Genomic DNA, 21,958 nt, shown 5'->3' with positions numbered 1-21,958 from the left:
CTTATGCATCCGCTAAACCATAATCCGCTAACAGGGCTAAAAATGTGGCTTCATCGACAACGGTTACGCCCAATTTCTCCGCTTGTGTGAGCTTGCTCCCGGCCTTTTCACCGGCAAGTAGTTTAGTCGTAGATTTTGACACACTGCCGGTGACTTTCGCCCCAAGGCTTAAGAGTTTCTCTTTTGCCTCACTGCGATCATAATGACTTAACGTCCCGGTAATCACCCACGTTTCACCTAAGAGTGGTAACTCACTACTACTATTTTCTGTTTCTTGGATCGGTGCAGGATATTGAATCTCAATGCCGGCATCTAATAGTGCCTGCACCAACTCACGGTGATGTGGTAGCGCAAAGAATTCGACAATACGCTTAGCAACCACAGGCCCAATATCAGCTAACTGCATCAATGTGATCTCATCTGTCGCCATTAACTCAGATAATGATGAAAAGTGCTGCGCTAAGGTTCGAGCAGTTGCTTCACCCACTTCCCGAATACCGAGCGCATAGATAAAGCGGGCAAAAGGGGGATTTTTACTGCCTTCAATACTCTCGAGCATCTTTTCAGCCGAACGCTCCCCCATTCGAGGAAGTTCCAGCAGACGATCTTTGCGCAAATGATAGAGATCGGCAATAGAATCAATCACTTTCTCTTTGAGCAAAATCTCAAGCCACTTCCCACCGACACCATCTATATCCATCGCCCCGCGAGAAACAAAGTGTTTTAATCCCTCTAGCTTCTGCGCATCACAGGTTAGCCCACCACTACAGCGGGCAATCGCTTCCCCTTCTAACCGAATAATCGGAGAGCCACATATCGGGCATTCTGTGGGGAAGATAATCTCTCTTACACACTCAGGATTACGATCTTCAATCACAACGCGTGTCACTTTAGGAATCACATCGCCGGCTCGATGAATCATCACTTCATCATTAATCATCACGCCTAAACGGGCGATCTCATCTTGATTATGAAGCGTGGCATTCGATACTACAACACCGCCCACTTCCACCGGCTCTAGACGTGCCACCGGCGTAATAGCCCCGGTTCTTCCCACTTGAAAATCCACATCTAGCAATCGCGTTCTCGCTTCCATTGCCGGGAATTTTACGGCAATCGCAAAACGAGGGGAACGAGAGACAAATCCTAAGCGTTCTTGTAACTGTAATGAATCAACTTTAATCACAACGCCATCAATTTCAAAAGGTAGCGAATCCCGCTCTGCTTCAATTTTTTGATAGTAGGCAACGAGATCTTGGAAATGGTCGATCTTCTCATTGAGTTGAGAAGTGGGAATTCCTAAGGTATGAACATATTCTAACCAAGCAGAATGTTGTTCAATGGGTGTCACAGATTCAGGAACCCCTTCAAATAATCCAATCCCATAACAGTAGAAACTCAATTCGCGACTTGCTGTAATTTTTGAGTCAAGTTGACGTAGCGACCCTGCGGCAGCATTACGCGGATTAGCAAAGGGTTTTAAGCCTTTTTTCAGCTGTTGAGTATTGATCTTTTCAAAGACAGATTTACGCATAAAGACTTCGCCGCGAATTTCAAGCCTTGCCGGAAAAGGTGCTGTTAATTGATGTGGCAGTGCTCGAATAGTACGAATATTCTCGGTAATATCTTCCCCTACAACGCCATCTCCGCGGGTAGCCGCTTGCACTAAACGACCATTTTCATACAAAATACTCACCGCTAAACCATCTAATTTAGGCTCCGCATAGTAATCAACTTGCGTAATATTCCCCAACCGCTCTAACACTCGTTGATGAAAGCTTAACAAATCCTCAGCATTAAACGCATTATCGAGAGAGAGCATCGGTTTTTCGTGACGAACTTCTGTAAAGCCCGTTAAAATTTTTCCGCCCACTTTTTCTGTTGGGCTGTTGGGATCTTTATATTGCGGATACTCCGCTTCAAGCTTCTTCAATTCTTGAAAAAGCGCATCAAATTCGTGATCTGGAATAAGTGTCTCATCAAGCACGTGATAGTTATAATTGAGCCGATTAATCGTTTCTACTAAAGTATCCATCTGCTCTTTGATTGCTTCACTCATACGTTTTACTCCATCTTTCATTACAATGCTTATCATACCGACACTTTTTTGCTATCAAGCTTGATCAAAACACCACAAAAAAAGTGCTATCAAATAATAGCACTTTTTCTTACGCTTCTCTTTGCTTCTTCTTGGCTTTTATGACTTTTTACACATCAATCAACAATCAATCTATAAACCGAAGAATAGCAATAAAATGTTAATCCATTAACTCTTACGCGCCTCATAGGCCTCATAAGCACGCTCCCACTCTTCACTATCAATCTTGTTGATTTTATGAAAGAGCGCAATGAGATCATCATTACTCATTGGGCGTTGCTGTGCATCTAAGATCGTTCCACCCAATGTTGAATGGAAATGGTGAATGCCGGCGAGTAACTGTTCAATGGTACTGATATCGGGATCAGGCCCTGGGATTTTTGAGAAGAAGATCAAGCCCGGCGTTGTATCATCTAGATGATGACGCACTAAATTCTCATCAAAGGTACCATCGCCTAATAGATGAGCAATGCTATACATCGGCTCATCACCATAATGCGTCGTTGTTAAGAGCTGAATAAATCCACCATTTTCTACTCGAAGATCTAATTCGTGCGCGACAGAGAGCACCTCTTTAAAAGTAAAAGGTTGTTCAGGCGCGGCGCTTAAAATCAATGCCACCGTATCCACAGAAGCGGGACGCATCAAATTACCATCATCACTAAAGACTTCGATTTCAGGTCGTTTATTACGGAAGAAACCGCCAATCTTTTGCCAAAAACCTTTCTCTTCTTGCTCATTGTCATCGAGTAAAATATCCTCGATTGTCTCTTCATCAAGTGCATTATCAGCCGTTAAAGTCGGTTCTTTGATGCTACTGTCTGTGGTTCTAGGCTCTGTCATAGGGGACGTTGCTATCGTTGGTTCCGCAGTTTTAGAGGGTCTTTTGAGAAGATCTGCCGAATTCAATTTTTTCGGCGGTTCATTATCATTTTTGATTGATCGTTCTTCCGTCACTTTCTCTTCTTTAGGATAATAGGCAAGATCCTCGTGCTGAATTTCGCCTAATCCAGAAAATGTTGATTGATCTACCGCCTCTTTCTGCTGATCCGCATTGCCCGATTGAACGTTTGCTTCAACACCGTCAGCAAACATACTATTCAGATCAGGTTCAACCTTATCAGCAACTTCTTCTTGAGTGTTATTTCGGCGCTCTAGACGCATCCAGAGAATGACGCCCACGATCAAAAAAAGTATGATTAATATATATAGCATCGTCATAATAATTCTGTATTCCTATACACCTATCTGTAATAGTCAACAATAAAGGGTAATCGATCAGGATCAATCAATAGCGGCAAAATCTACCTAATATCTATAAATAGGCAGATTATCTTCCTAATATTACCCTATTTTTCATTTTTTTACCGCTTACGATCATTTTATTTCTCTATTTTCAATGGAACCCACCACCGTTTTCGTCACGCGATCATAGAGTGAACGCCGATAGAGAGGATCACGAAGCGCAACAAACATCGTCATTGCAAAGAGAAAAATACCAATCACAGGAATATAAGAGAGCACTTGTAATCCCAAAAAGAAAAAGATAGTTCTCAGCACCACTGTATTCCAACGAAGTACCGAACCCGTTACTAAGCTATAAATACGAATACGAAAGAGTTTCTTTCCAAGCGTTGCGCCATAAAAACGCTCTTGCAATACAAAGTAAGCTAAATAAGTAATCACATACCAAGGTGCAAGCGACATCACAATCTGATTCAATGCATCGATCATATCCGGATTATTGAGCATCGTTTCTAATGAACCATTGCTCTCATTCAAAAGCCCTAAATAGCGTTCAAAAATATTGCCATCCACAAGACCAAGCATAATAAGCAGATTTAAAACAACAATCTGAAACACAAAGGATAGAATCACAAAATCGATAATAAATGCGCCTAAACGCTTTAAGAGGCTCGCCGGACGAAAATCTTTTAATTCTTGAGGAATAAGGGCTAGATTCAGTTGTGATAACGTCTGCTGTAGCTTTTCTAACGTCATCTCTCCCGATTGATTATGCTTGAGCATCTCTTCTAACTCGCGGCGTGCTTTCTCATTAGGATCTATATTTTCATCCTGATTGTGAGAATTTGCTGAAGCTTCTTGAGTGGTTGATTGTTCTGATGATTGTTCCGGCGATTGTTTTGATATCGATGTCGCTGTATCAGAACTCGCTTGATCATTCGCAGAAGCGTTAACGCTTGTCGCTCTATTCTCAGCATTGAGCGAGGCATCTTCTACTTGAGAAACATCAGCATCTAAAAGCGATTCAATATGAACCACCATTCCTTGTTGCCGGAAATAACCTTCTAATTGCAAGGCTTCTTGATAAGTGGCCTCTTCTCGTAGATTCACGCCGCCTGGCACAAACCAACGAGCGATATCATCCGGCGCTTGATTATAAGCTTTCGCAACGGCAAGAATAACACTCTCTTTGCTATAGCCTGGTAATAATTCGCCCTTAAAACGGACGCGATATACTCTCTCTTCTCTTTGATTCTGCATTATTTTCTATCCATCTTTTTGCTGATGATATTTGATCAATTGTGCATTACAACCAATCTTGTTAATCTCTATATATATTTTTCTCGTCTATTTATTCTATTCTGTTTCTTCTATTCTGTTTGATACTTCTGAATACCAAAACACCATCTAAGCGTCATTGCCCCAACGAGTCATTAATTGATGCTCAATCGCTAGCTGATCCAAAATCCGCGCTACCATAAAATCAATCATATCATCTACAGTTTGAGGTTTATGATAAAACCCCGGATTAGCCGGAATAATCTGCACGCCTAATTGACTTAACTTTAACATATTTTCTAAATGAATTTGATTGAATGGCGTTTCTCGTACCACCAATAATAGGGGGCGGCGCTCTTTAATCATCACATCCGCACTGCGCTCCATAAGATTATTAGATTGCCCGGTCGCTACCGCCGCTAACATTCCCATTGAGCAAGGACAGATCACCATCGCCCCCGAGCAATTAGAGCCTGATGCCATCGGCGCACACCAATCTTTCTCGCTATAAACGGTCAATAGCTCTGAATTTGTCAACGAAAACATCTCCATCAAACGACGCTGTTGCTCCTTCACTTGATTACCTAGATGAATATCCATCTCAAGTGCAAGTACCATTAATGCCGCTTGCGTCAACAGCACATTCACAGGGAAACCTTGCTGTGTTAGAACCTCTATCAATCGTAAGCCATATTGAGCACCTGATGCTCCTGACAATGCTACCGTAATACGATCTCGCTCCCGATAGGGTGCTGTCGGTATCGCTCTGATATTTACACTAGCCATATCATTTCCTTATTCTGACACTATTATCTTAAATATCTATCGATATCCTATAAAAAAGCGCCCTATGAAACAATCCATAGAACGCTCCTGCTGATTCTAGTATTAATCAATGAATGCTACTCAAAGAATACTACTCAAAAAATACTAGGGGCTGTTGAACATTGCAGTTCAAAATAAAAAAAGCGAGCGGTAGAATATTATCGTCAAAAAAAACCTACCTCTCGCTATGTCTCGAACCATGCTTACAGATAAACTATGGCTGAAACTGAAGCCTATTCTCCTAGATTTGAATATCTATGACAAACCAAATTTAAGAAATATCGTTGAGGGTATTCTATTTAGAATGAGAACAGGTGTTCCTTGGAGGGATATTCCTGAGCAATTTGGGCGACCTAATACTATTTTTAAAACTTTTAGTCGTTGGTCTAAAAATAACAAGCTCTTGAAATTATTTAAAAAACTATCACAAGATGTTGACTATGAATGGCTGTTTATAGATGCAACTCACATTAGAGCTCACCAGCATAGCACAGGAGCAACCGCAGATAATCCTCAAGCAATATCTAAAAGTGTTGGTGGAAATAGTTCAAAAATTCATATGATCGTAGATGCTTGCGGTAATCCCTGTGAATTTATCGTAACAGATGGAACGACCCACGATATCAAGGTCGCTCCAGAGCTACTTAGCAGGGTTCATTTAAATACGACAGATTACGTTAGTGCAGATAAAGGTTATGATTCTGAGAGTTTTAGAGAAGATATTATAAATCAAGGAGCTAAAGCTATTATTCCTAAAAAGAGGAATACTCTTACGAATAATAATCATATGGACTGGCATATTTATAAAACTCGGCATTTAGTGGAGAATGCATTTGCAAGGCTGAAACATTTTAGAAGTATAGCAACAAGATATGACAAGCTAAAACAACATTATGAAAACAACGTTGCTTTAGCTTGTGCCTATATTTGGCTGAAGTTATGAATGTTCAACAGCCCCTACTTAACGCTCATATTCCGACTTAACATAACCTATCATAAACAGGGCTTGTTATGAGTGTGATACGTTATCAATTAAGCATCTAAGGGTTTCTCTTCTTCCGGCGCACAGAGATCAAAATCGATATCCGGTTCACTGAAGAGATAACGCTTACCACAGAATTCACAATCCACGTAAACCGTACCATCCTGCTCATCAAGTAGTTCATGTAATTCTGTAGCACCCAAATGATAGAGCATTGAGAGTGATCGCTCCTTAGAACAGTTACACTCAAAGTGGAAACTCTCTGGCTCAAATACCCGCGCTCTTAACGTTTCATCAGTCTCATAAAGACGATATAGTAGTTCATTCGTCGAAAGCGTTAATAATTCTTCCGGCGTTGCGGTTTCTGCTAATAAAATTGCCCGATTAAAGAGATCTTCATCGTGAATTTCTCCCGGCAAGCGTTGAATCAATAAACCGGCCACTGCCTGATCTGATGTCGCTAAGAATAACCGCGTGGGTAACTGTTCCGAACTTTCGAAATAATGCTCAATCACTTTAGCAATTGAGCCTTCTGAGAGCGAAATAATGCCTTGATAAGGTTGTTTGAAGTGATTCGCATCAATCGTAATCACCACATGACCCTCACCACAGAGATCTTTAAGTCCCTCTAATCCTGTTACATCACCATCTATTTTCGCAGTTGCCCGTAATCCATGGAGATGATTGACCTGAACCACCAACAAACTCACAGGGCCATTACCTTGAATTTGAACCGTTAAGCGCCCTTCGATCTTGATCGTTGCCCCTAAAAGTGCTGTTGTGGCGATGAGTTCCCCTAATAATTTAGCCACATTTTCAGGGTAATTCCGGCGCAACAAATGCTCACGCCAAGTATGCTCTAAGAGCACGCGCTCGCCACGAATCGGTAGCTGATCGAAAATAAATCGATCTAAATGATCTACCGTTTTATCTTTACTATTAATCATGATGTTCCTCTCTTATTTCATCTGTGTCTGCTTCAATACGTTTTACATTCACCATTAAGATGCGTTTATCATCCACATCGATCACTGTAAAACGGAAGCCTTCGATATCTAAGGAATCACCTTTTTCCGGTAGACTATCAAACATATCTACCATCATGCCACCGAGCGAACTATAATCCCCATCTTCATCCACTAGCCCGCGAATATTCAGAGTATGTTCCACGAGTAACAGATCGCATCCTGCATCGATATTCCATTCATCATCCGAGACCTTCTCTACGGAAAGTCTCTCATCTTCATCGGGGAATTCGCCGGCAATTGCCTCAAAGACATCTAGTAATGTAATCACCCCTTGAACACCGCCAAAGTCATCGGTTACCACCACTAAATGTGCTTTACTATCACGAAAGATATCCATCATTTTCAGTACGCTTGTAGAGCGATGAGAGAATATGACAGGTTTAATACTCTTCTCTTGAATCGCCCCAAACGCGATGAGATCCATGACGATATCTTTTGATCGGGCAACGCCTTTGACATTATCGAGTGTTCCATCACATATCGGAAATTGATTATGGGGATTCTGCTCCATGCTTTCAAGCAGCTTCTCTTTAGAATCTTGAATGTTGATCCAAGAGATATCATTTCTTGGTGTCATAATTGAACGAATGGTGCGTTCTCCAAGTGTTAAAACACCGCTGACCATATTGCGCTCATCTTCACCAAAGAGCACAGGTTGCTCCTCTTTCTTATCTTCCCCTTCTTCATCATCAGATGCCTCATCAGGCTGATTGCCAAGCATTCTTAATACCATATTCGCCGTCCGCTCTCTTCGCGAATATTGATTATAAACTGTCTGCTGTTTTTGTGAAATCAACTGATTAATAACCTCAATAAATATTGAGAAACCAATCGCTGCATAGATATAGCCTTTTGGAATTTCAAAGCCAAAGCCTTCGACAACTAGCGTTAAACCGATCATCAAAAGGAAGCTTAAACAGAGTACTACAACCGTTGGATGGCGATGAACGAAGATCGTAAGCGCTCGCGCTGCAAACATCATCATTCCCATCGAAAGTGTCACCGCAAGAACCATGACCCATAAGTGCTTTGCAATACTCGTTGCGGTAATGACTGCATCAAATGAGAAGACCGCATCAAGTACGATAATTTGTGCCACAATCGGCCAGAATTTCGCATAAGATTTTGATTTACTGGTAAGCTCTACTTCTCCCTCAATCCGTTCGTGAAGTTCTCTTGTTGCTTTTTGAATCAAGAAAAATCCACCGAGAATCATTATAATGTCTCGGAAGGAGAATGGATGCCCGAAGATAGGATCAGTAAAGAGAGGTTCTTTAAGCGTAATGAGCCATGACATTAACGATAGCAGGCCAATCCGCATGATGAGCGCAAGAGAGAGACCTGTAACTCGGGCTCTATTTCGTTGATGAGGTGGAAGTTTATTGGCTAAAATAGCAATGAAGATGAGGTTATCAATCCCCAAAACCACTTCAAGCAGTAAAAGTATAACCAATGATACCCAAACTGATGGATCCATTAAAGATCCCAAAAATACTTCCATGATTCTCCTTCTAAGAATGTATGGTATATGAAGTAAAATAGACTTCCTCATTTTACACGATATTTTCAAGAAATATAACAGATAAAGAAGTAAGGCAATGACAAATAAAGTAAAAGATCAAAAAGAACATACGCCGATGATGAAGCAATATTGGGAAATTAAGTCTCAATATCCGCATATGCTCCTCTTTTATCGAATGGGTGACTTTTATGAACTTTTTTATGAAGATGCCCGGAAAGCCGCTAAACTTCTCGATATTACGCTAACACAACGGGGAAACTCTGCCGGCGAACCGATTCCTATGGCCGGCATCCCTCATCATTCTTCTGAAAGTTATCTTGCTCGTTTATTAAAGCAAGGGGAATCGGTTGCCATTTGTGAGCAGATTGGTGAAGTGACCGGCAAAGGTCCTGTGAAACGAGATGTGGTACGTATCTTAACGCCGGGAACATTAACGGATGATTATCTCTTAGATGCTAAAAGTGAAAGCATTACCGCTGCGCTCTACTGCCATGAAATCAATGATAAAAAGCAATGGTTTATTGCTTGGATTAATCTTGCAAGCGCGCAATTTGCACTCTTACCGCCACTCAATCAAGAAGCGATGGCCACTGAGCTACTGCGCATTAAACCCTCGGAAATTATCTATAATGAATCACGCACCTTGCCGGGAAATATCCGCTCACTTTGCCATTTTACCGCTTACCCTGATTGGCATTTCGATCAAACGCGCAACTATACGCTACTCTGTGAGCACTTTAAAACGCAAAGTTTACAAGGATTCTCCTTAGAATCGGATAATCCCGGCATTCAAGCAGCCGGTGCGCTTCTCACTTATGTTAAAGAGACGCAGAAAGACCCGGTGAGTTATATCGATCATATTACCCTTGAATCCATCGATGATGCCATTATCCTCGATGTGACAACGCGCCGGAATTTAGAGATTGAGCGCACCCTTTATGGCGAAACCAACCATACGGTGAGGGCACTATTAGATGAATGTCAAACACCGATGGGCTCACGCCTTCTCTCTCGCTGGCTTAATCGTCCGCTTCGAGATCATAAACTTCTCAATCAACGACTCGATCTAATTGAAGCCTTAGAGAGTGACCACACGAATCTTCGGGAAGCCTTACAAAATATCGGGGATTTAGAGCGCCTCGTAACCCGTATTGTGCTTAAAACAGCCCGTCCTCGAGACTTAACACAACTGCGCAAAATCCTGCAAAACACACCTATTATTGAAACAATTATCCGAGACAATAGTACCCTACTTGCCATCGATCCTATTTGGCTTGATTGGTTAAAACCCCAAGCAGAGCTTTGCACCTTACTTGAAACAGCTATTGTCGATGAACCGCCGCTGTTAATTCGTGATGGTGGCGTATTGAAACAAGGATATCACCAAGATCTTGATGAACTCATCGAGCTCAGTACAAAAGGGGATCAATATCTGCTTAACCTTGAAGTGACCGAACGGGAGCGACTCAATATCCCTACTCTAAAAGTAGGTTACAATCGGGTTCACGGCTACTATGTGGAGGTTTCGAAACTCCATAGTGATAAAGTCCCGACCGAATATGTTCGCCGGCAGACACTCAAAGATGTTGAGCGTTATATTTACCCAGCGCTCAAAGAATTTGAAAATAAAATTCTCTCCGCAAAAGAGCGCGCCCTTGCCCTTGAGAAAGCGTTATGGGATGAATTATTAGATATTATCGAACCTCATCAAACAGAGTTACGATTACTCAGTGAAGCGCTGGCCAATATTGATATCTTCATCACTTTAGGCCGTCTTAAAAATCGCTATCGTTGGTGCCGCCCACAATTTCAAGCACACATTGGTATTGAGATCACCAAAGGTCGTCATCCCATCGTAGAACGGTCGCTCTCTCGTCCCTTTATTCCTAATGATTTAACCATTGGGCCTAGTCGTAATATGCTTATTGTGACCGGTCCTAATATGGGCGGTAAATCCACTTATATGCGACAAACAGCGCTGATTGTGTTATTGGCACATATCGGCTCATTTGTACCGGCAGATGAAGCAAAATTAGGTCCGATTGACCGGATCTTTACCCGAATTGGAGCACAAGATGATCTCAACTCTGAACAATCCACCTTTATGGTCGAGATGACTGAAACTGCAACAATCCTCAACTATGCAACGCATCAAAGCTTAGTGTTAATGGATGAAGTCGGACGTGGAACCTCAACCCTTGATGGATTATCATTGGCTTGGAGTGCTGCGGTCTATCTGACAGAAAAAGCCAAAGCGATGACCATTTTTGCAACTCATTACTTTGAAATGACTGAATTAGAAGAGCTCTATCCTACAGTCAAAAACCTCCATCTCGATGCAGTTGAGTATCAAGATGAGATTATATTTATGCATGAAGTAAAACCCGGCGCAGCTTCAAAAAGCTACGGATTACAAGTGGCAGCGCTTGCCGGCGTCCCTAAAGCCGTCATCGAATCTGCAAAGCAGAAACTTTCGGAACTTGAAGCGAGTTTCTCTCAGGTATCGGTGAATCAATCTCACAACACAATTCAGACAGAGATACCGCAGTCAGAAATTATCACCAAACAGCGTCAAAAACCGCAAGCATCGCCTCAAAGTGAATTACCACTTTTTATGGATCTTCCCCCTTCAGAGATCGAGAATGAAATTAAAGCACTCGATCCTAATGATCTCACGCCAAGAGCTGCGCTTGATCTGATCTATCAATGGCAGAAAAAATTGCGGTAATCGAGAGGCAGATATCAATCATCGCAAGAATAACTGCTTCATCTTACGATTCAAATCACGATTAAACTTACGATTCAAATTATTTTTTACATTTCAGTAGGAGCTATTATGCAACCGCTACTCAATTATAAAATTACCGAACCTACGGTACCCAAACATCCCATCCCGATTCTTCTAATGCATGGTCTCTTTGGCGATATGAATAATCTCGGTATGATTGCCCGCGGTTTAGAGGAATATCGCGTGATTCAAATTGATGCCCGCAATCATGGAGATTCTTTTCATAGTGACACCATGACTTATGAAGCGATGGCACAAGATATTATCGCCCTACTCGATGCTCTTGATATTGAAAAAGTGATTCTCATCGGTCACTCAATGGGCGGTAAAGCAGTCATGAAAGTCACTCAATTTGCCCCCGAGAGAGTTGCTGAACTCATTATGATTGATGTGGCGCCCGTTGCCTACGAAGAACGCCGACACGATGAGATTTTAGCCGCTCTCAAAACGGTGACTGCTTCTACTGCCGCAGATCGTAAAGAAGCTGCTGAAATTATGCGTCACTATATTGATGCAGAATTTGTGATTCAATTTCTCTTAAAATCATTCCGAGAGGGTGCTTGGCGTTTTAATGTCCCTATTTTAGATCGAGATTATGATGAAGTTGCCGGTTGGAGAACAATACCGACCTGGCATGGCCCGGCACTCTTTATTATTGGTGGCGATTCCCCTTATGTTCTCAAAGAGTATCAAGCGGAAATCCAAGCCCAACTCCCTGATGCTACTGCAACAGTCATTGCCGGCGCGGGTCATTGGGTTCACGCACAAAAGACGGATTTAGTACTCAAAGCAATACACCGTTTCTTGAGTGACAATGAGGCTACAATCGAATCCCCTTAAAATCCGACTCTAAGGCAATAATTTCTATTGACAGAGTAGGAGCTTAAGCAGTAGAATAACTCCCCTACCAACAAGTAGCAAACACAATGCCGGAGTGGTGGAATGGTAGACACGGAGGATTCAAAATCCTCTGCTTAATAGGCGTGAGAGTTCGAGTCTCTCCTTCGGTACCAAATGCAAATAGCGATCTCTCAAGGATCGCTATTTTTTTGTTTGTTGGATAATGGGCGGTTTGCACCTTTATCTGTGCCCTTGTTTTTAACGATAAGTTTACAATTAAAAATTGGGACTAAGATTCAACCTGTTCAATAATGAAATCTACATTGAATAATTGAGATTTTTTCATCACTTACTTCATATACTAGACGATGCTTCTCATCTATTCGCCGACTCCAAAATCCTGAAAGATTTGCTTTTAGTGGCTCTGGTTTTCCTACACCTTCAAAAGGTGTTCTTTGACACTCCTTAATCAACACATTAATTCTTTTAAGAATTTTTTTATCTTGTGTTTGCCAATAAACATATTCATCCCAGGCATGACTAGTCCATTCTATGCTTCTATTTCTCATCTTCAATCAATTCACGCTCAATAGTTTGACTTGCTCGTAATTGTGCAATAGATTCATTCAAACGATTAGCATTATTAGGGGAAGATAGAAGATATAATGTTTCCATTAAACTATCATAATGATCTTGCCCCATAATTACTGCATGACCCCCATCTTTTCTAGTAATGAATGCTACCTCAGCATCTTCAACGACCTTATCTAAAACTAATTTTAAATTATTACGTGCATCAGAATATGTGTATACATGCATATTTTTTCTCCTCTAAATGTAGTGCTACGCCACTACTCCCTTAATTGTACAATATATTGTACATGCAATCAAACATGTATCGAAATTCTCAGATAAACGACTATAACTAAATCCGACAAAACCGCTTTAATATTTTTTATTACCTGATATAAATATTATCATCTAATATATTGCCAATAAGATATTAAATTCTCCTTTAACTAAAGTAATTCATTCATCATGTCTCAAACCAATTCATCCCAAATTCCTGCTGTTGAGTCGCCTTCGATGGCGTTTCTTTTAGCGCTTATTGCCGGCTGCCTTAATGGGTTTACTTACCATAAGATTAAAGCTTTTAGCACACTGCAATCGGGCAATTTAATCCTGCTTGGAGATAGTATCGCGATGACTGATTGGGATCATCTAACTAAAATTATTGCGGTCACGATTGCCTTTGGGCTGGGTTCTATGACAACCGCCTTTATTGCTTATAAGGAGCTAGAACATAAACGGATTTGGTCCTACTCTATTTTAATCACTGAAGCGATGATTCTTGCCATCATTGCAACCGGCATTTTAAATGAGATCCTCTCTATTACCCATATCTGCTTGATTATCTCGTTCATTGCCGGTATGCAGGGAAATGCGTTTCATAAAGTCAAAGGGATGACCTATGGTAATGTGGCCATGACACCTGTGGTACAAGCGGCGTTTAACTATCTCATGATTGCGCTCTTTGGACGATTACAGGCTTGGCTTAAAAGCATGGTCTTTTTCTATGTAGTGATCGGCTTTGCGCTTGGTGGTTTAGTCGGCACCATTATGACAGCTTATACCGGGGAGAAATCTCTATTGTCGCCGGCATTTATTTTAATTTTGATCTTTATTCGGCTACTTTATGAACAAAAGCGATATTCCAAGCCGATTGATTCTACTTATAATTGATCTTCTTTATAGTAAATTTAGTTTAAGAAAAATGGTTTTTAAACAGCGATTGCGGGATTTTAAAAAAACATAAAACCTGATTCACAACAGTTGTAAGATGCAAGAAAGAACGACTTTCTTACTGATTACAACCGATGCACCGGCATTTCGATAAGCTTATTTTGAACCGATATTCTATAAAGTAAATTGAGAGAGAATTGAAAGCACAATAAAAGGGAAGCAAACTCACTTCCCTTTCCTTACTGCTGTTATTGAACAATTAATTGAAAATCAATTGAATATCAAGTGATATCAGCAATTCACTTAGAGCATATTAAGCTCTAATTTAGCGCGCAATGACATTCGTTGAGGTGTCCAGAAGGGCTCCCAAACAAGGTCAACCATACACTCTTTAATTTCTGGAATTGAGTAGACTGCATTAGAAACCCATCCCGGCATTTCACCAGCAACAGGACAACCCGGCGCTGTGAGCGTCATATCGACTCTTACTCGAATATTATTCTCAGTCAGATCTAAAAACTCAATCACATAAATTAATCCTAACTCAAAAATATCCACTGGGATTTCAGGATCATAGACCTTTTTAAGTGCATCGATAATCGCTTCGATTAACTCATTCGGTGCTTCTGCAGGATTAACCCCTTCTGCAAAGAGAATTTGAGGGTAATTCGGTTCATCTTGATTTACATCCATCGTACTATCCTTCACTTCTGTTTTTGATTCAAATTATCACAACCTGAATCCATTCAATATTATTCTGTTTTGGCGACTTCATCTTTTTCATGAATCGCAGAATGCAGCGCATGCCAAGCTAATGTGGCACATTTTACTCGTGAAGGATATTCACGAACGCCGGTTAAAACCCGTAATTTACCGAGGCCTTCACTATCTTCCCCATCAAGCATCACGGCATCGTGGAATAGGTTGAAAAGCTGGTCTGCTTCCTCTACCGTTTTCCCTTTAATCGCTTCGGTCATCATCGAACTTGATGCCGTTGAAATCGCACAACCATCCCCTTGGAAAGAGACATCCGTAATGGTGCCATCTTCAATGGTTGCGTAGACTTCAATCTGATCACCACAAAGCGGATTATAGCCCTCTGCGTGATGGGTACAAGGATCAATCACTCGGCAATTACGTGGATGACGATTATGATCTAAGATCATCTCTTGATAGAGCTCTTTAATATCAAAACTCATGATAAATATTACCACCTTAGAAATAGAACTAAATTTGTACTGATTATAACGGATCAAGTCAACCTTGACGAGTATTGATTGTGAGAATCGATCAAAACGCCTCTTGAATACTCAATGATACTGTTATGCTAAATAGATCATTTAGCATAATTAATTATGATTTTCTCGGCGACTTATGCTACATAGTATTCTTTTAGAAAAAGAAAAACTTTTGCATATTTCTAATAAACGTTCACTGAAGATCAAATAAAAGAACGTTAAAATAGATCACTGCAATCAGGCTAACACTTTTAATTTAAGATCTTCTCATCTATCGAATAAAAATCCTCGTTGGCTATTTTGCCTATTTGTGAGAAAATCAAAAGTCAATTTGAAATTACCTCGTGTTATTTCACAAACAAATTCATATATAATTGGTACAAATTCATTAATGAATAATAGAAAAGGATGGTTACTGAATGAACTGGTTTGAACGCATAATTCCCATGATTCGTACCCAGAAAAAAGGAAGTACGGTTCCCGAAGGCGTATGGGCGAAATGTCGTTCTTGTGACGCCGTTCTCTATCAACAAGAACTGAGCGCAAACTTACAAGTTTGTCCAAAATGTGATGCGCATATGCGAATTGATCCACGTACGCGTTTGCTCGCATTTTTAGATGAAAACTCAGCAACGGAACTAGGGACTGAGATTGAATCTGTCGACTTCTTGAACTTTAAAGATAGTAAGCGCTATCGTGATCGTTTAGCTGATGCACAAAAATCCACCGGCGAAACAGAAGCCTTAATTGCAATGCATGGTACGCTTAAAGGTATGCCGATCTCTGTTGCGGCATTTAACTTCAACTTCATGGGCGGTTCGATGGGGTCAGTAGTCGGTGAGCGTTTTATTCGTGCCGTCAATTATAGCCTTGAAAACAACGCACCTTTAGTCACCTTTATGACCAGTGGCGGCGCTCGAATGCAAGAAGGATTAACATCACTCATGCAGATGGCCAAAACCTCTGCGGGAATTGCTCGCCTCAATGAGAAGCATATTCCTTTTATCTCTGTTTTGACTGATCCTACCTTTGGTGGTGTATCAGCAAGTTTAGCCATGTTAGGCGATCTTAATATTGCAGAACCTCAAGCGCTGATCGGTTTTGCAGGCCCTCGCGTCATTGAGCAAACGGTTCGAGAAAAATTACCAGAAGGTTTCCAACGTTCTGAGTTTTTACTTGAAAAAGGGGCGATTGATATGATCATTGACCGCCGACAATTGCGCAATGAGATTGCCAGCATCTTGGCAAAATTGACTCATCAAGGGCAACCTTTAGATGAGGTCAATTAATCAACAGTTGATCATTTTGGGTTATAAGTAGTTTGAGTTGAAATCATTTTGATCAAAATCTTTTAATCAAAAATCTCAATCCCCAACAACTATTTGATTTATTAGGCAATATTTAATTCAAAAAAGATACAAACACAAGCTATCTTCTTCGATCCTCTCAATAGGAGGCAACCGAAATAGAAGATAGCTTTTTTCTTGATTAGATAAGTTCTATAATTAACGCTGTTTTATCTTATCCCTATCTACCCTACACGAGATCATCATGGCGCCAACAAACTCCCTGCAATCTTGGTTAACTTATTTAGAAGCGGTTCATCCACTTTCGATGGACTTCAAACTTGCGCGTATTCAAACAGTATATGCGCGGTTAAATCTTGCCCCTATTGCCCCTTTAATTATTACCGTTGCCGGCACAAATGGTAAAGGATCAACGTCTACCACCATTGCCAACCTCTATCGCGCAGCAGGCTATGAAGTCGGACTATTCACATCCCCCCATATCCATCGTTTTAATGAACGTATTCGCCTCAATCTTGAAGAAGTAGAAGATTCTGAATTAATCAAGGCTTTTGAACAGATTGAAGCGGCAAGAGGCGAGATTACTCTAACCTATTTTGAATTTGCAACATTAGCAGCCTTTATCATCTTTAAAGAAGCAAAAGTCGATGTTGCCGTTCTTGAAGTGGGGTTAGGTGGACGATTAGATTCTACTAATATTGTAGATGCGGATATTGCCGTCATTACCCCTATTGGACTTGATCATACAGCCCAATTAGGCAATACTCTCCACGAAATTGCCGGCGAAAAGGCGGGGGTTATTAAGCCTAATGCTTTCGTTGTCACTGCGGAAACAATGCCTGATAGTGCAATCATCGATAAAGTGCAGCAAGAGCAAGCAACGCTCTACATCAACGGCAAAGATTATCATTACCGTATATTAGACAATGAGCAATTTGAGTATCAGTGGCAGGAAAACTCGGTCATCCAATTATCAGCACCGAAATTACAAGGGTTACATCAATATCAAAATGCGGCGGCTGCGATTTCAGCGCTCTACCTCTCTCAGTTAATCCAAAACCCAGCATTTAGCGTTAAACCTTTCGACCAAGCCACTATTCAGGCGGGTTTGCAATCTGTAAAACTAGAGGGACGATTCCAAGCGCTTACCCGGCAAAATTCCCCTCGGGTTTTTCTTGATGTCACCCATAATCCACAAGGTGCAATGGCTTTACGTGAACTATTAGAATCAATTAAACAGAAGAGCAATCAAGCATCACCCAACCAATCGATTAAAATCGTTGCGCTTCTTGGCATGCTACAAGATAAAGATGCCGCAGGATTAGTCTCTCATCTTACTTCTGTAATCGATGAATGGATTACCGTTTCACTCGAGGGAGATCGCGGGCAATCAGCAGCGCAACTTGCTAAGAAAATAACCCCCCTATTACCCCAAAAACCACACCAAACATCTTCAATTCCTAAAGGCTGTATTTTTGCTTTAAGTCATTGTGAAGATTATGATATTATCCTATTATTTGGTTCTTTCCATATGATTGCGGAGAGTCTTACTTGGCTCCAAGAGAATAACTATGTCTAACAATACAACAAACTCTATTATTCAACGTGTAATCGGCGCACTGGTCTTATTAGCACTCATTGCACTCATTGCTATTTTGTTACTACAACCTTCAGATAAACTCCCTAATACGGTTCAAACAAACCAACGGCCTAATATCTCAACCCCAGATAATTCATTCCGACCGGAAGGTGCACAGCCTCCCATTATTATTCTTGAAAGTACTCCTAATGGCAGGGATACTGCTATAATTCCTTCTGTAACAACACCTGGAGGAATAACACCAGGAGTGACAATACCACAAACAAATACTCCCAATGCAAATACTTCACCGGTACCTCCCCCTTCCATCGAGGTAATCGATGAGGCTTTATGGCAGCAAGTAGAGCAATCTGCAACAAGTAATAATACACCTCCAGCACCCTCTACGAATCGACCTATTGCGCAAGGACAGAATCCAACGTCATTCCAGTCTCCTAAGCAACCGGCAAACCAAACTAATAATAAGCAAACGACATCAGCGCAAAAGCCTGTAATAACACCTCCTAAACTTGAGCTCATCGCAAGTAGTCAAGCTAATCAAGTAGCAAAGCCACCTGTAGCCAAAACAAATCAACAATCCATAAAAAAAGCCAATGTGACGACTCAAGGAACTTGGTATGTACAACTTGGGGCATTTGGAAAAGTAGAAAACGCTCAAAAAGTATATAACCAATATAAACAGCTAGGTTACAATGTCCGCATTCAAAAAATAAACAATATCAATAGGGTTCAAATCGGCCCTTATGCCACCAAAAACGAAGCTGAGCAGATCAAAACTAGAACGAAAAGCAAAGATATAGAACCAAGAGTCATTCATAACCCGTAGTATTTAAATTAATAATAAAACCGCTTAGGAGCTTTTCATCGTGGATATTTCAACAATTATTGATGCTATCATCATAGCTATTATTACTATCTCTGTCATCGTTGCCTTTTTCAGAGGCTTTATCTCTGAGGCACTTTCACTTATTGTCTGGATTTTAGCCTTTGTCGGCGCTGTTAAATATTATGAATCTGTCGGTGAGTTGCTCCCTAAACTCTTTGGAAATAGCATGAGCATGCTAAGCGGGGAGGATTCAATCTTCGGCGCGCTCATCAGTTTTGCTATTACCTTCATTGGTTTATTGATCATTTTAGGGTTATTGAACTTGCTCATCACATTCTTACTGCGTAAATTCAATATCTCTTGGCCTGACCGCCTACTTGGCGCTTTCTTTGGCCTACTTCGTGGCATGTTTATTGTTGCGATTATTTCGCTCTTTATTATCGAATCACCGCTCAAAGATAATGAATATTGGACACAAGCGAAATTAAGCCCGATTGCCTCATCTTGGGCGAATACACTTGCCAGCTTTATCCCTGAGAACTTCCTTGAAAGTATCAATACCTCAGTGATTGCACCGGCTAAAGCCTCAATTGAACAAAATTCTGATACACTCAGATCTGAAGCTTTAAAATCTGTACTCTAACACTATACAGATAGCGTTCATACGGCCATAATAGAGCACTTTCAATAAAACGAAATAAAGGGGCATTAAAGGGGGATTAGGATGTGATATGTCAGTCGCATCATCATTTACCAATGCCCATTTACAATTATATCTTCACGAATATAGTTCACGGATATAGCGTGACAGGAGAATCAACTATGCAAAATGTCGCACAGGATGAGATCGAAAAATTCAACGATCAAGATTGGTGGAACACGGATGGACCGCTTAAAACCCTACATGATATCAATCCTACTCGCTTTGAATTTATCAGTACTTATGTGGATTTGCATAATCAGAAAGCGCTCGATATTGGTTGCGGTGGCGGCATTATTGCCGAAGGGTTAGCCCAGCGTCATGCTTATGTTACAGCAATTGATATGGCGCCCAATGCCATTGCGATTGCAAAAGCACATGCAGTCCAAACAGCTCTTCAAATTGACTATCAAGTAGTGACTGCCGAAGAGTTTGCAGAGTCGCATAGGGAGGCTTTTGACGTTATTACCTGTCTTGAGATGCTTGAGCATGTCCCCTCACCCCATTCTATTATCAATGCTGCCAGTCAAATGCTAAAACCCGGTGGTGCGATCTTCTTCTCAACCATTAATCGAACCTTTAAGGCTAAAAGTTTAGCCGTATTTGCAGCCGAAAATGTATTACGAATCGTCCCCAAAGGAACACACGATTATAATAAATTTATTACGCCTCTCGAGCTCTATGAGATGTGTGATGCGGCCGGTCTTGAAGTGAAGAAAATTCAAGGGATGAGCTATAATCCTTTTAATCGGGTAGCAGCACTGACTGATGATGTCAGCATGAATTATCTTCTCTATGCCAAAAAACGATAATTATTCTTATTTTCATTATTAATGATAATAACTATATCGATATAGAGTATCAATATAGAGTATTCATACAAGAGGTTGCCGTCGGCAGCCTTTTTTATGGTCATTGATTAATGAACACCTCATAGCGTTACGACAGATTCGCATAAACTGCTACTAAAAAGTCTCTTCAGCCTACAAAGAATCTAATCATACACTTGATAGATCCGTATATCATCCCCATTACTCTAAATTAGAAATAATTGATACAACATCGAAGTCATACTGAAGAGTTTTAAAAGTAGCGCGATGTAATTTGATATCATAGTGACTTTATACGATTTACGATATCTGTCACATTTAGTTTAATCATGAGGATTTTTAAAGTATGAGCAAACCATTAACGGGTCGCGTTATTTTAGTTACCGGTGCTTCAGGTGCTATTGGCAAAGAGTCTGCCCTACGTCTTGCAGAGCAAGGTGCAACCATCATTTTAATGGGCCGCAAAGAAGCTAAGCTAAATCCTATTTACGATATTATCGTCAATCGTGGTGGCGCAACGCCGGCAATTATTGAGATGGACTTTCTCAAAGTGACCGATCTTGATTACTACAATCTTGCACAAAATATTGCTCTAGAATTTGGCAAATTAGATGGAATTATCCATAGCGCCATTAATCTAGGTTATCTCACGCCGCTTGCTCATAACTCCCCTGAAAAGTGGCACCATAGTCTACAAATTGGACTTCATGCACCCTACTTTTTGACTCATGCAATGTTACCGCTACTCGATCAATCAGAACGTGCATCTGTAATCTTCTTCGATCATGCGGAAGTCGCTTCTGGTGATAAAGCTTACTGGGGAAGTTATGCGGTTGCAAAAGCAGGATTACACACGTTGATGAAGCTTTTTGCCCTTGAGAACGAATCTACCGGCAAAATTGCTTTTAATGCTATTGATCCCATTTGTATCAATTCATCACTTCGCATGAGCGTGATGCCTGAGGGTGCGCCTGATGCGAAGGAGCTCCGTAAAGTGATCGATTTAGTATGGAAATTGAATGATCCTTCCGAACCTTTTATTACCGGTACAACGCTCACTGTGGATGCCTAACATCCCCATAATATCGGCTTTGTACACCCCTTATTC

20 protein-coding genes and 1 tRNA gene are annotated in these 21,958 nt (G+C 40.9%); 11 read left to right on the top strand and 10 right to left on the bottom strand.

Annotation, left to right across the window (positions count from 1 at the left end; translation table 11 throughout):
* Position 1: 1 nt before the first annotated feature.
* From ligA to WMO13_RS02860, 4 genes are all read right to left on the bottom strand, one after another.
* Positions 2 to 2,059 (bottom strand): NAD-dependent DNA ligase LigA, encoded by a 2,058-nt coding sequence (gene ligA / locus WMO13_RS02875; RefSeq protein ID WP_026878238.1) that lies wholly within the window; start codon positions 2,057 to 2,059, stop codon positions 2 to 4.
* Between the two features lie 207 nt (positions 2,060 to 2,266).
* Complete coding sequence (locus tag WMO13_RS02870; RefSeq protein WP_026878237.1) at positions 2,267 to 3,319, bottom strand: cell division protein ZipA C-terminal FtsZ-binding domain-containing protein; 1,053 nt, start codon at positions 3,317 to 3,319, stop codon at positions 2,267 to 2,269.
* Positions 3,320 to 3,475: 156 nt separating this feature from the next.
* Complete coding sequence (locus WMO13_RS02865; RefSeq protein WP_026878236.1) at positions 3,476 to 4,603, bottom strand: RDD family protein; 1,128 nt, start codon at positions 4,601 to 4,603, stop codon at positions 3,476 to 3,478.
* Positions 4,604 to 4,750: 147 nt separating this feature from the next.
* A complete protein-coding gene (locus WMO13_RS02860; protein WP_211240383.1) occupies positions 4,751 to 5,407 on the bottom strand; it encodes a UbiX family flavin prenyltransferase in 657 nt (218 codons plus the stop codon).
* Between the two features lie 226 nt (positions 5,408 to 5,633).
* Here WMO13_RS02860 and WMO13_RS02855 point away from each other — a divergent pair, with 226 nt between their 5' ends.
* Positions 5,634 to 6,389, top strand: a complete 756-nt coding sequence (locus tag WMO13_RS02855; protein ID WP_342386815.1) for an IS5 family transposase — start codon at positions 5,634 to 5,636, stop codon at positions 6,387 to 6,389.
* A gap of 89 nt (positions 6,390 to 6,478) precedes the next feature.
* On the opposite strand, the gene WMO13_RS02850 is transcribed toward WMO13_RS02855, so the two are convergent.
* Positions 6,479 to 7,375: an Hsp33 family molecular chaperone HslO gene (locus WMO13_RS02850; protein WP_026878540.1), complete on the bottom strand. Its 897-nt coding sequence runs from the start codon at positions 7,373 to 7,375 to the stop codon at positions 6,479 to 6,481.
* Entirely contained in the window at positions 7,368 to 8,957 is a 1,590-nt protein-coding gene (locus tag WMO13_RS02845; protein ID WP_026878541.1) for a TerC family protein, read from the bottom strand. The genes WMO13_RS02850 and WMO13_RS02845 overlap by 8 nt, the downstream gene beginning before the upstream one ends.
* A 97-nt stretch (positions 8,958 to 9,054) precedes the next feature.
* Between WMO13_RS02845 and mutS the strand changes: the two genes are divergently transcribed.
* From mutS to WMO13_RS02830, 3 genes are all read left to right on the top strand, one after another.
* Positions 9,055 to 11,706: a DNA mismatch repair protein MutS gene (gene mutS / locus WMO13_RS02840; protein WP_026878542.1), complete on the top strand. Its 2,652-nt coding sequence runs from the start codon at positions 9,055 to 9,057 to the stop codon at positions 11,704 to 11,706.
* 108 nt (positions 11,707 to 11,814) lie between these two features.
* Positions 11,815 to 12,606 (top strand): alpha/beta fold hydrolase, encoded by a 792-nt coding sequence (locus WMO13_RS02835; protein WP_026878543.1) that lies wholly within the window; start codon positions 11,815 to 11,817, stop codon positions 12,604 to 12,606.
* An 88-nt stretch (positions 12,607 to 12,694) separates the two neighbouring features.
* Positions 12,695 to 12,779: transfer RNA gene (locus tag WMO13_RS02830), tRNA-Leu, on the top strand.
* 132 nt (positions 12,780 to 12,911) lie between these two features.
* On the opposite strand, the gene WMO13_RS02825 is transcribed toward WMO13_RS02830, so the two are convergent.
* Both WMO13_RS02825 and WMO13_RS02820 read right to left on the bottom strand, forming a co-directional pair.
* Positions 12,912 to 13,175 (bottom strand): Txe/YoeB family addiction module toxin, encoded by a 264-nt coding sequence (locus tag WMO13_RS02825; RefSeq protein WP_026878544.1) that lies wholly within the window; start codon positions 13,173 to 13,175, stop codon positions 12,912 to 12,914.
* A complete protein-coding gene (locus WMO13_RS02820) occupies positions 13,165 to 13,425 on the bottom strand; it encodes a type II toxin-antitoxin system Phd/YefM family antitoxin (RefSeq protein WP_026878545.1) in 261 nt (86 codons plus the stop codon). Before WMO13_RS02820 ends, WMO13_RS02825 begins: the two co-directional genes overlap by 11 nt.
* 219 nt (positions 13,426 to 13,644) lie before the next feature.
* Here WMO13_RS02820 and WMO13_RS02815 point away from each other — a divergent pair, with 219 nt between their 5' ends.
* Positions 13,645 to 14,349, top strand: coding sequence for a YoaK family protein (locus WMO13_RS02815; protein ID WP_026878546.1), 705 nt, complete (start codon positions 13,645 to 13,647; stop codon positions 14,347 to 14,349).
* A gap of 303 nt (positions 14,350 to 14,652) precedes the next feature.
* Here WMO13_RS02815 and WMO13_RS02810 read toward each other — a convergent pair whose 3' ends face one another.
* Both WMO13_RS02810 and sufU read right to left on the bottom strand, forming a co-directional pair.
* The gene (locus WMO13_RS02810; RefSeq protein ID WP_026878547.1) at positions 14,653 to 15,042 is read right to left on the bottom strand and encodes an iron-sulfur cluster assembly protein; all 390 of its coding nucleotides are present in this window, start codon (positions 15,040 to 15,042) and stop codon (positions 14,653 to 14,655) included.
* A 59-nt stretch (positions 15,043 to 15,101) separates the two neighbouring features.
* Positions 15,102 to 15,548, bottom strand: a complete 447-nt coding sequence (gene sufU, locus WMO13_RS02805) for a Fe-S cluster assembly sulfur transfer protein SufU (protein ID WP_026878548.1) — start codon at positions 15,546 to 15,548, stop codon at positions 15,102 to 15,104.
* Between the two features lie 458 nt (positions 15,549 to 16,006).
* Between sufU and accD the strand changes: the two genes are divergently transcribed.
* The 6 genes from accD (at position 16,007) to WMO13_RS02775 (ending at position 21,922) form a co-directional block, all read left to right on the top strand.
* The gene (gene accD / locus WMO13_RS02800; RefSeq protein ID WP_026878549.1) at positions 16,007 to 16,876 is read left to right on the top strand and encodes an acetyl-CoA carboxylase, carboxyltransferase subunit beta; all 870 of its coding nucleotides are present in this window, start codon (positions 16,007 to 16,009) and stop codon (positions 16,874 to 16,876) included.
* Positions 16,877 to 17,138: 262 nt separating this feature from the next.
* Positions 17,139 to 18,473 (top strand): bifunctional tetrahydrofolate synthase/dihydrofolate synthase, encoded by a 1,335-nt coding sequence (gene folC / locus WMO13_RS02795; protein ID WP_034855412.1) that lies wholly within the window; start codon positions 17,139 to 17,141, stop codon positions 18,471 to 18,473.
* Positions 18,466 to 19,320: an SPOR domain-containing protein gene (locus WMO13_RS02790; RefSeq protein ID WP_026878551.1), complete on the top strand. Its 855-nt coding sequence runs from the start codon at positions 18,466 to 18,468 to the stop codon at positions 19,318 to 19,320. Before folC ends, WMO13_RS02790 begins: the two co-directional genes overlap by 8 nt.
* Before the next feature lie 40 nt (positions 19,321 to 19,360).
* Positions 19,361 to 19,963 carry a CvpA family protein gene (locus WMO13_RS02785; RefSeq protein ID WP_051396136.1) on the top strand — a complete coding sequence of 201 codons (603 nt, stop codon included), beginning with the start codon at positions 19,361 to 19,363 and terminating at the stop codon, positions 19,961 to 19,963.
* 179 nt (positions 19,964 to 20,142) lie between these two features.
* A complete protein-coding gene (gene ubiG / locus WMO13_RS02780; protein ID WP_026878552.1) occupies positions 20,143 to 20,832 on the top strand; it encodes a bifunctional 2-polyprenyl-6-hydroxyphenol methylase/3-demethylubiquinol 3-O-methyltransferase UbiG in 690 nt (229 codons plus the stop codon).
* Between the two features lie 364 nt (positions 20,833 to 21,196).
* Positions 21,197 to 21,922 carry an SDR family NAD(P)-dependent oxidoreductase gene (locus tag WMO13_RS02775; RefSeq protein WP_026878553.1) on the top strand — a complete coding sequence of 242 codons (726 nt, stop codon included), beginning with the start codon at positions 21,197 to 21,199 and terminating at the stop codon, positions 21,920 to 21,922.
* Positions 21,923 to 21,958 lie beyond the last annotated feature (36 nt).

The sequence above is a fragment of the Ignatzschineria larvae DSM 13226 genome, assembly GCF_038500265.1.
In the GTDB taxonomy this organism is placed as follows: domain Bacteria; phylum Pseudomonadota; class Gammaproteobacteria; order Cardiobacteriales; family Wohlfahrtiimonadaceae; genus Ignatzschineria; species Ignatzschineria larvae.
Note: the sequence above shows the minus strand (reverse complement) of the source record. Positions and strands in the feature narration are given on the sequence as shown.

Coding starts and splice junctions, on each gene's coding strand:
- ligA (WP_026878238.1), bottom strand. CDS start 2,059: ATGAGTGAAGCAATCAAAGAGCAGATGGATACTTTAGTAGAAACGATT.
- WMO13_RS02870 (WP_026878237.1), bottom strand. CDS start 3,319: ATGACGATGCTATATATATTAATCATACTTTTTTTGATCGTGGGCGTC.
- WMO13_RS02865 (WP_026878236.1), bottom strand. CDS start 4,603: ATGCAGAATCAAAGAGAAGAGAGAGTATATCGCGTCCGTTTTAAGGGC.
- WMO13_RS02860 (WP_211240383.1), bottom strand. CDS start 5,407: ATGGCTAGTGTAAATATCAGAGCGATACCGACAGCACCCTATCGGGAG.
- WMO13_RS02855 (WP_342386815.1), top strand. CDS start 5,634: ATGTCTCGAACCATGCTTACAGATAAACTATGGCTGAAACTGAAGCCT.
- WMO13_RS02850 (WP_026878540.1), bottom strand. CDS start 7,375: ATGATTAATAGTAAAGATAAAACGGTAGATCATTTAGATCGATTTATT.
- WMO13_RS02845 (WP_026878541.1), bottom strand. CDS start 8,957: ATGGAAGTATTTTTGGGATCTTTAATGGATCCATCAGTTTGGGTATCA.
- mutS (WP_026878542.1), top strand. CDS start 9,055: ATGACAAATAAAGTAAAAGATCAAAAAGAACATACGCCGATGATGAAG.
- WMO13_RS02835 (WP_026878543.1), top strand. CDS start 11,815: ATGCAACCGCTACTCAATTATAAAATTACCGAACCTACGGTACCCAAA.
- WMO13_RS02825 (WP_026878544.1), bottom strand. CDS start 13,175: ATGAGAAATAGAAGCATAGAATGGACTAGTCATGCCTGGGATGAATAT.
- WMO13_RS02820 (WP_026878545.1), bottom strand. CDS start 13,425: ATGCATGTATACACATATTCTGATGCACGTAATAATTTAAAATTAGTT.
- WMO13_RS02815 (WP_026878546.1), top strand. CDS start 13,645: ATGTCTCAAACCAATTCATCCCAAATTCCTGCTGTTGAGTCGCCTTCG.
- WMO13_RS02810 (WP_026878547.1), bottom strand. CDS start 15,042: ATGGATGTAAATCAAGATGAACCGAATTACCCTCAAATTCTCTTTGCA.
- sufU (WP_026878548.1), bottom strand. CDS start 15,548: ATGAGTTTTGATATTAAAGAGCTCTATCAAGAGATGATCTTAGATCAT.
- accD (WP_026878549.1), top strand. CDS start 16,007: ATGAACTGGTTTGAACGCATAATTCCCATGATTCGTACCCAGAAAAAA.
- folC (WP_034855412.1), top strand. CDS start 17,139: ATGGCGCCAACAAACTCCCTGCAATCTTGGTTAACTTATTTAGAAGCG.
- WMO13_RS02790 (WP_026878551.1), top strand. CDS start 18,466: ATGTCTAACAATACAACAAACTCTATTATTCAACGTGTAATCGGCGCA.
- ubiG (WP_026878552.1), top strand. CDS start 20,143: ATGCAAAATGTCGCACAGGATGAGATCGAAAAATTCAACGATCAAGAT.
- WMO13_RS02775 (WP_026878553.1), top strand. CDS start 21,197: ATGAGCAAACCATTAACGGGTCGCGTTATTTTAGTTACCGGTGCTTCA.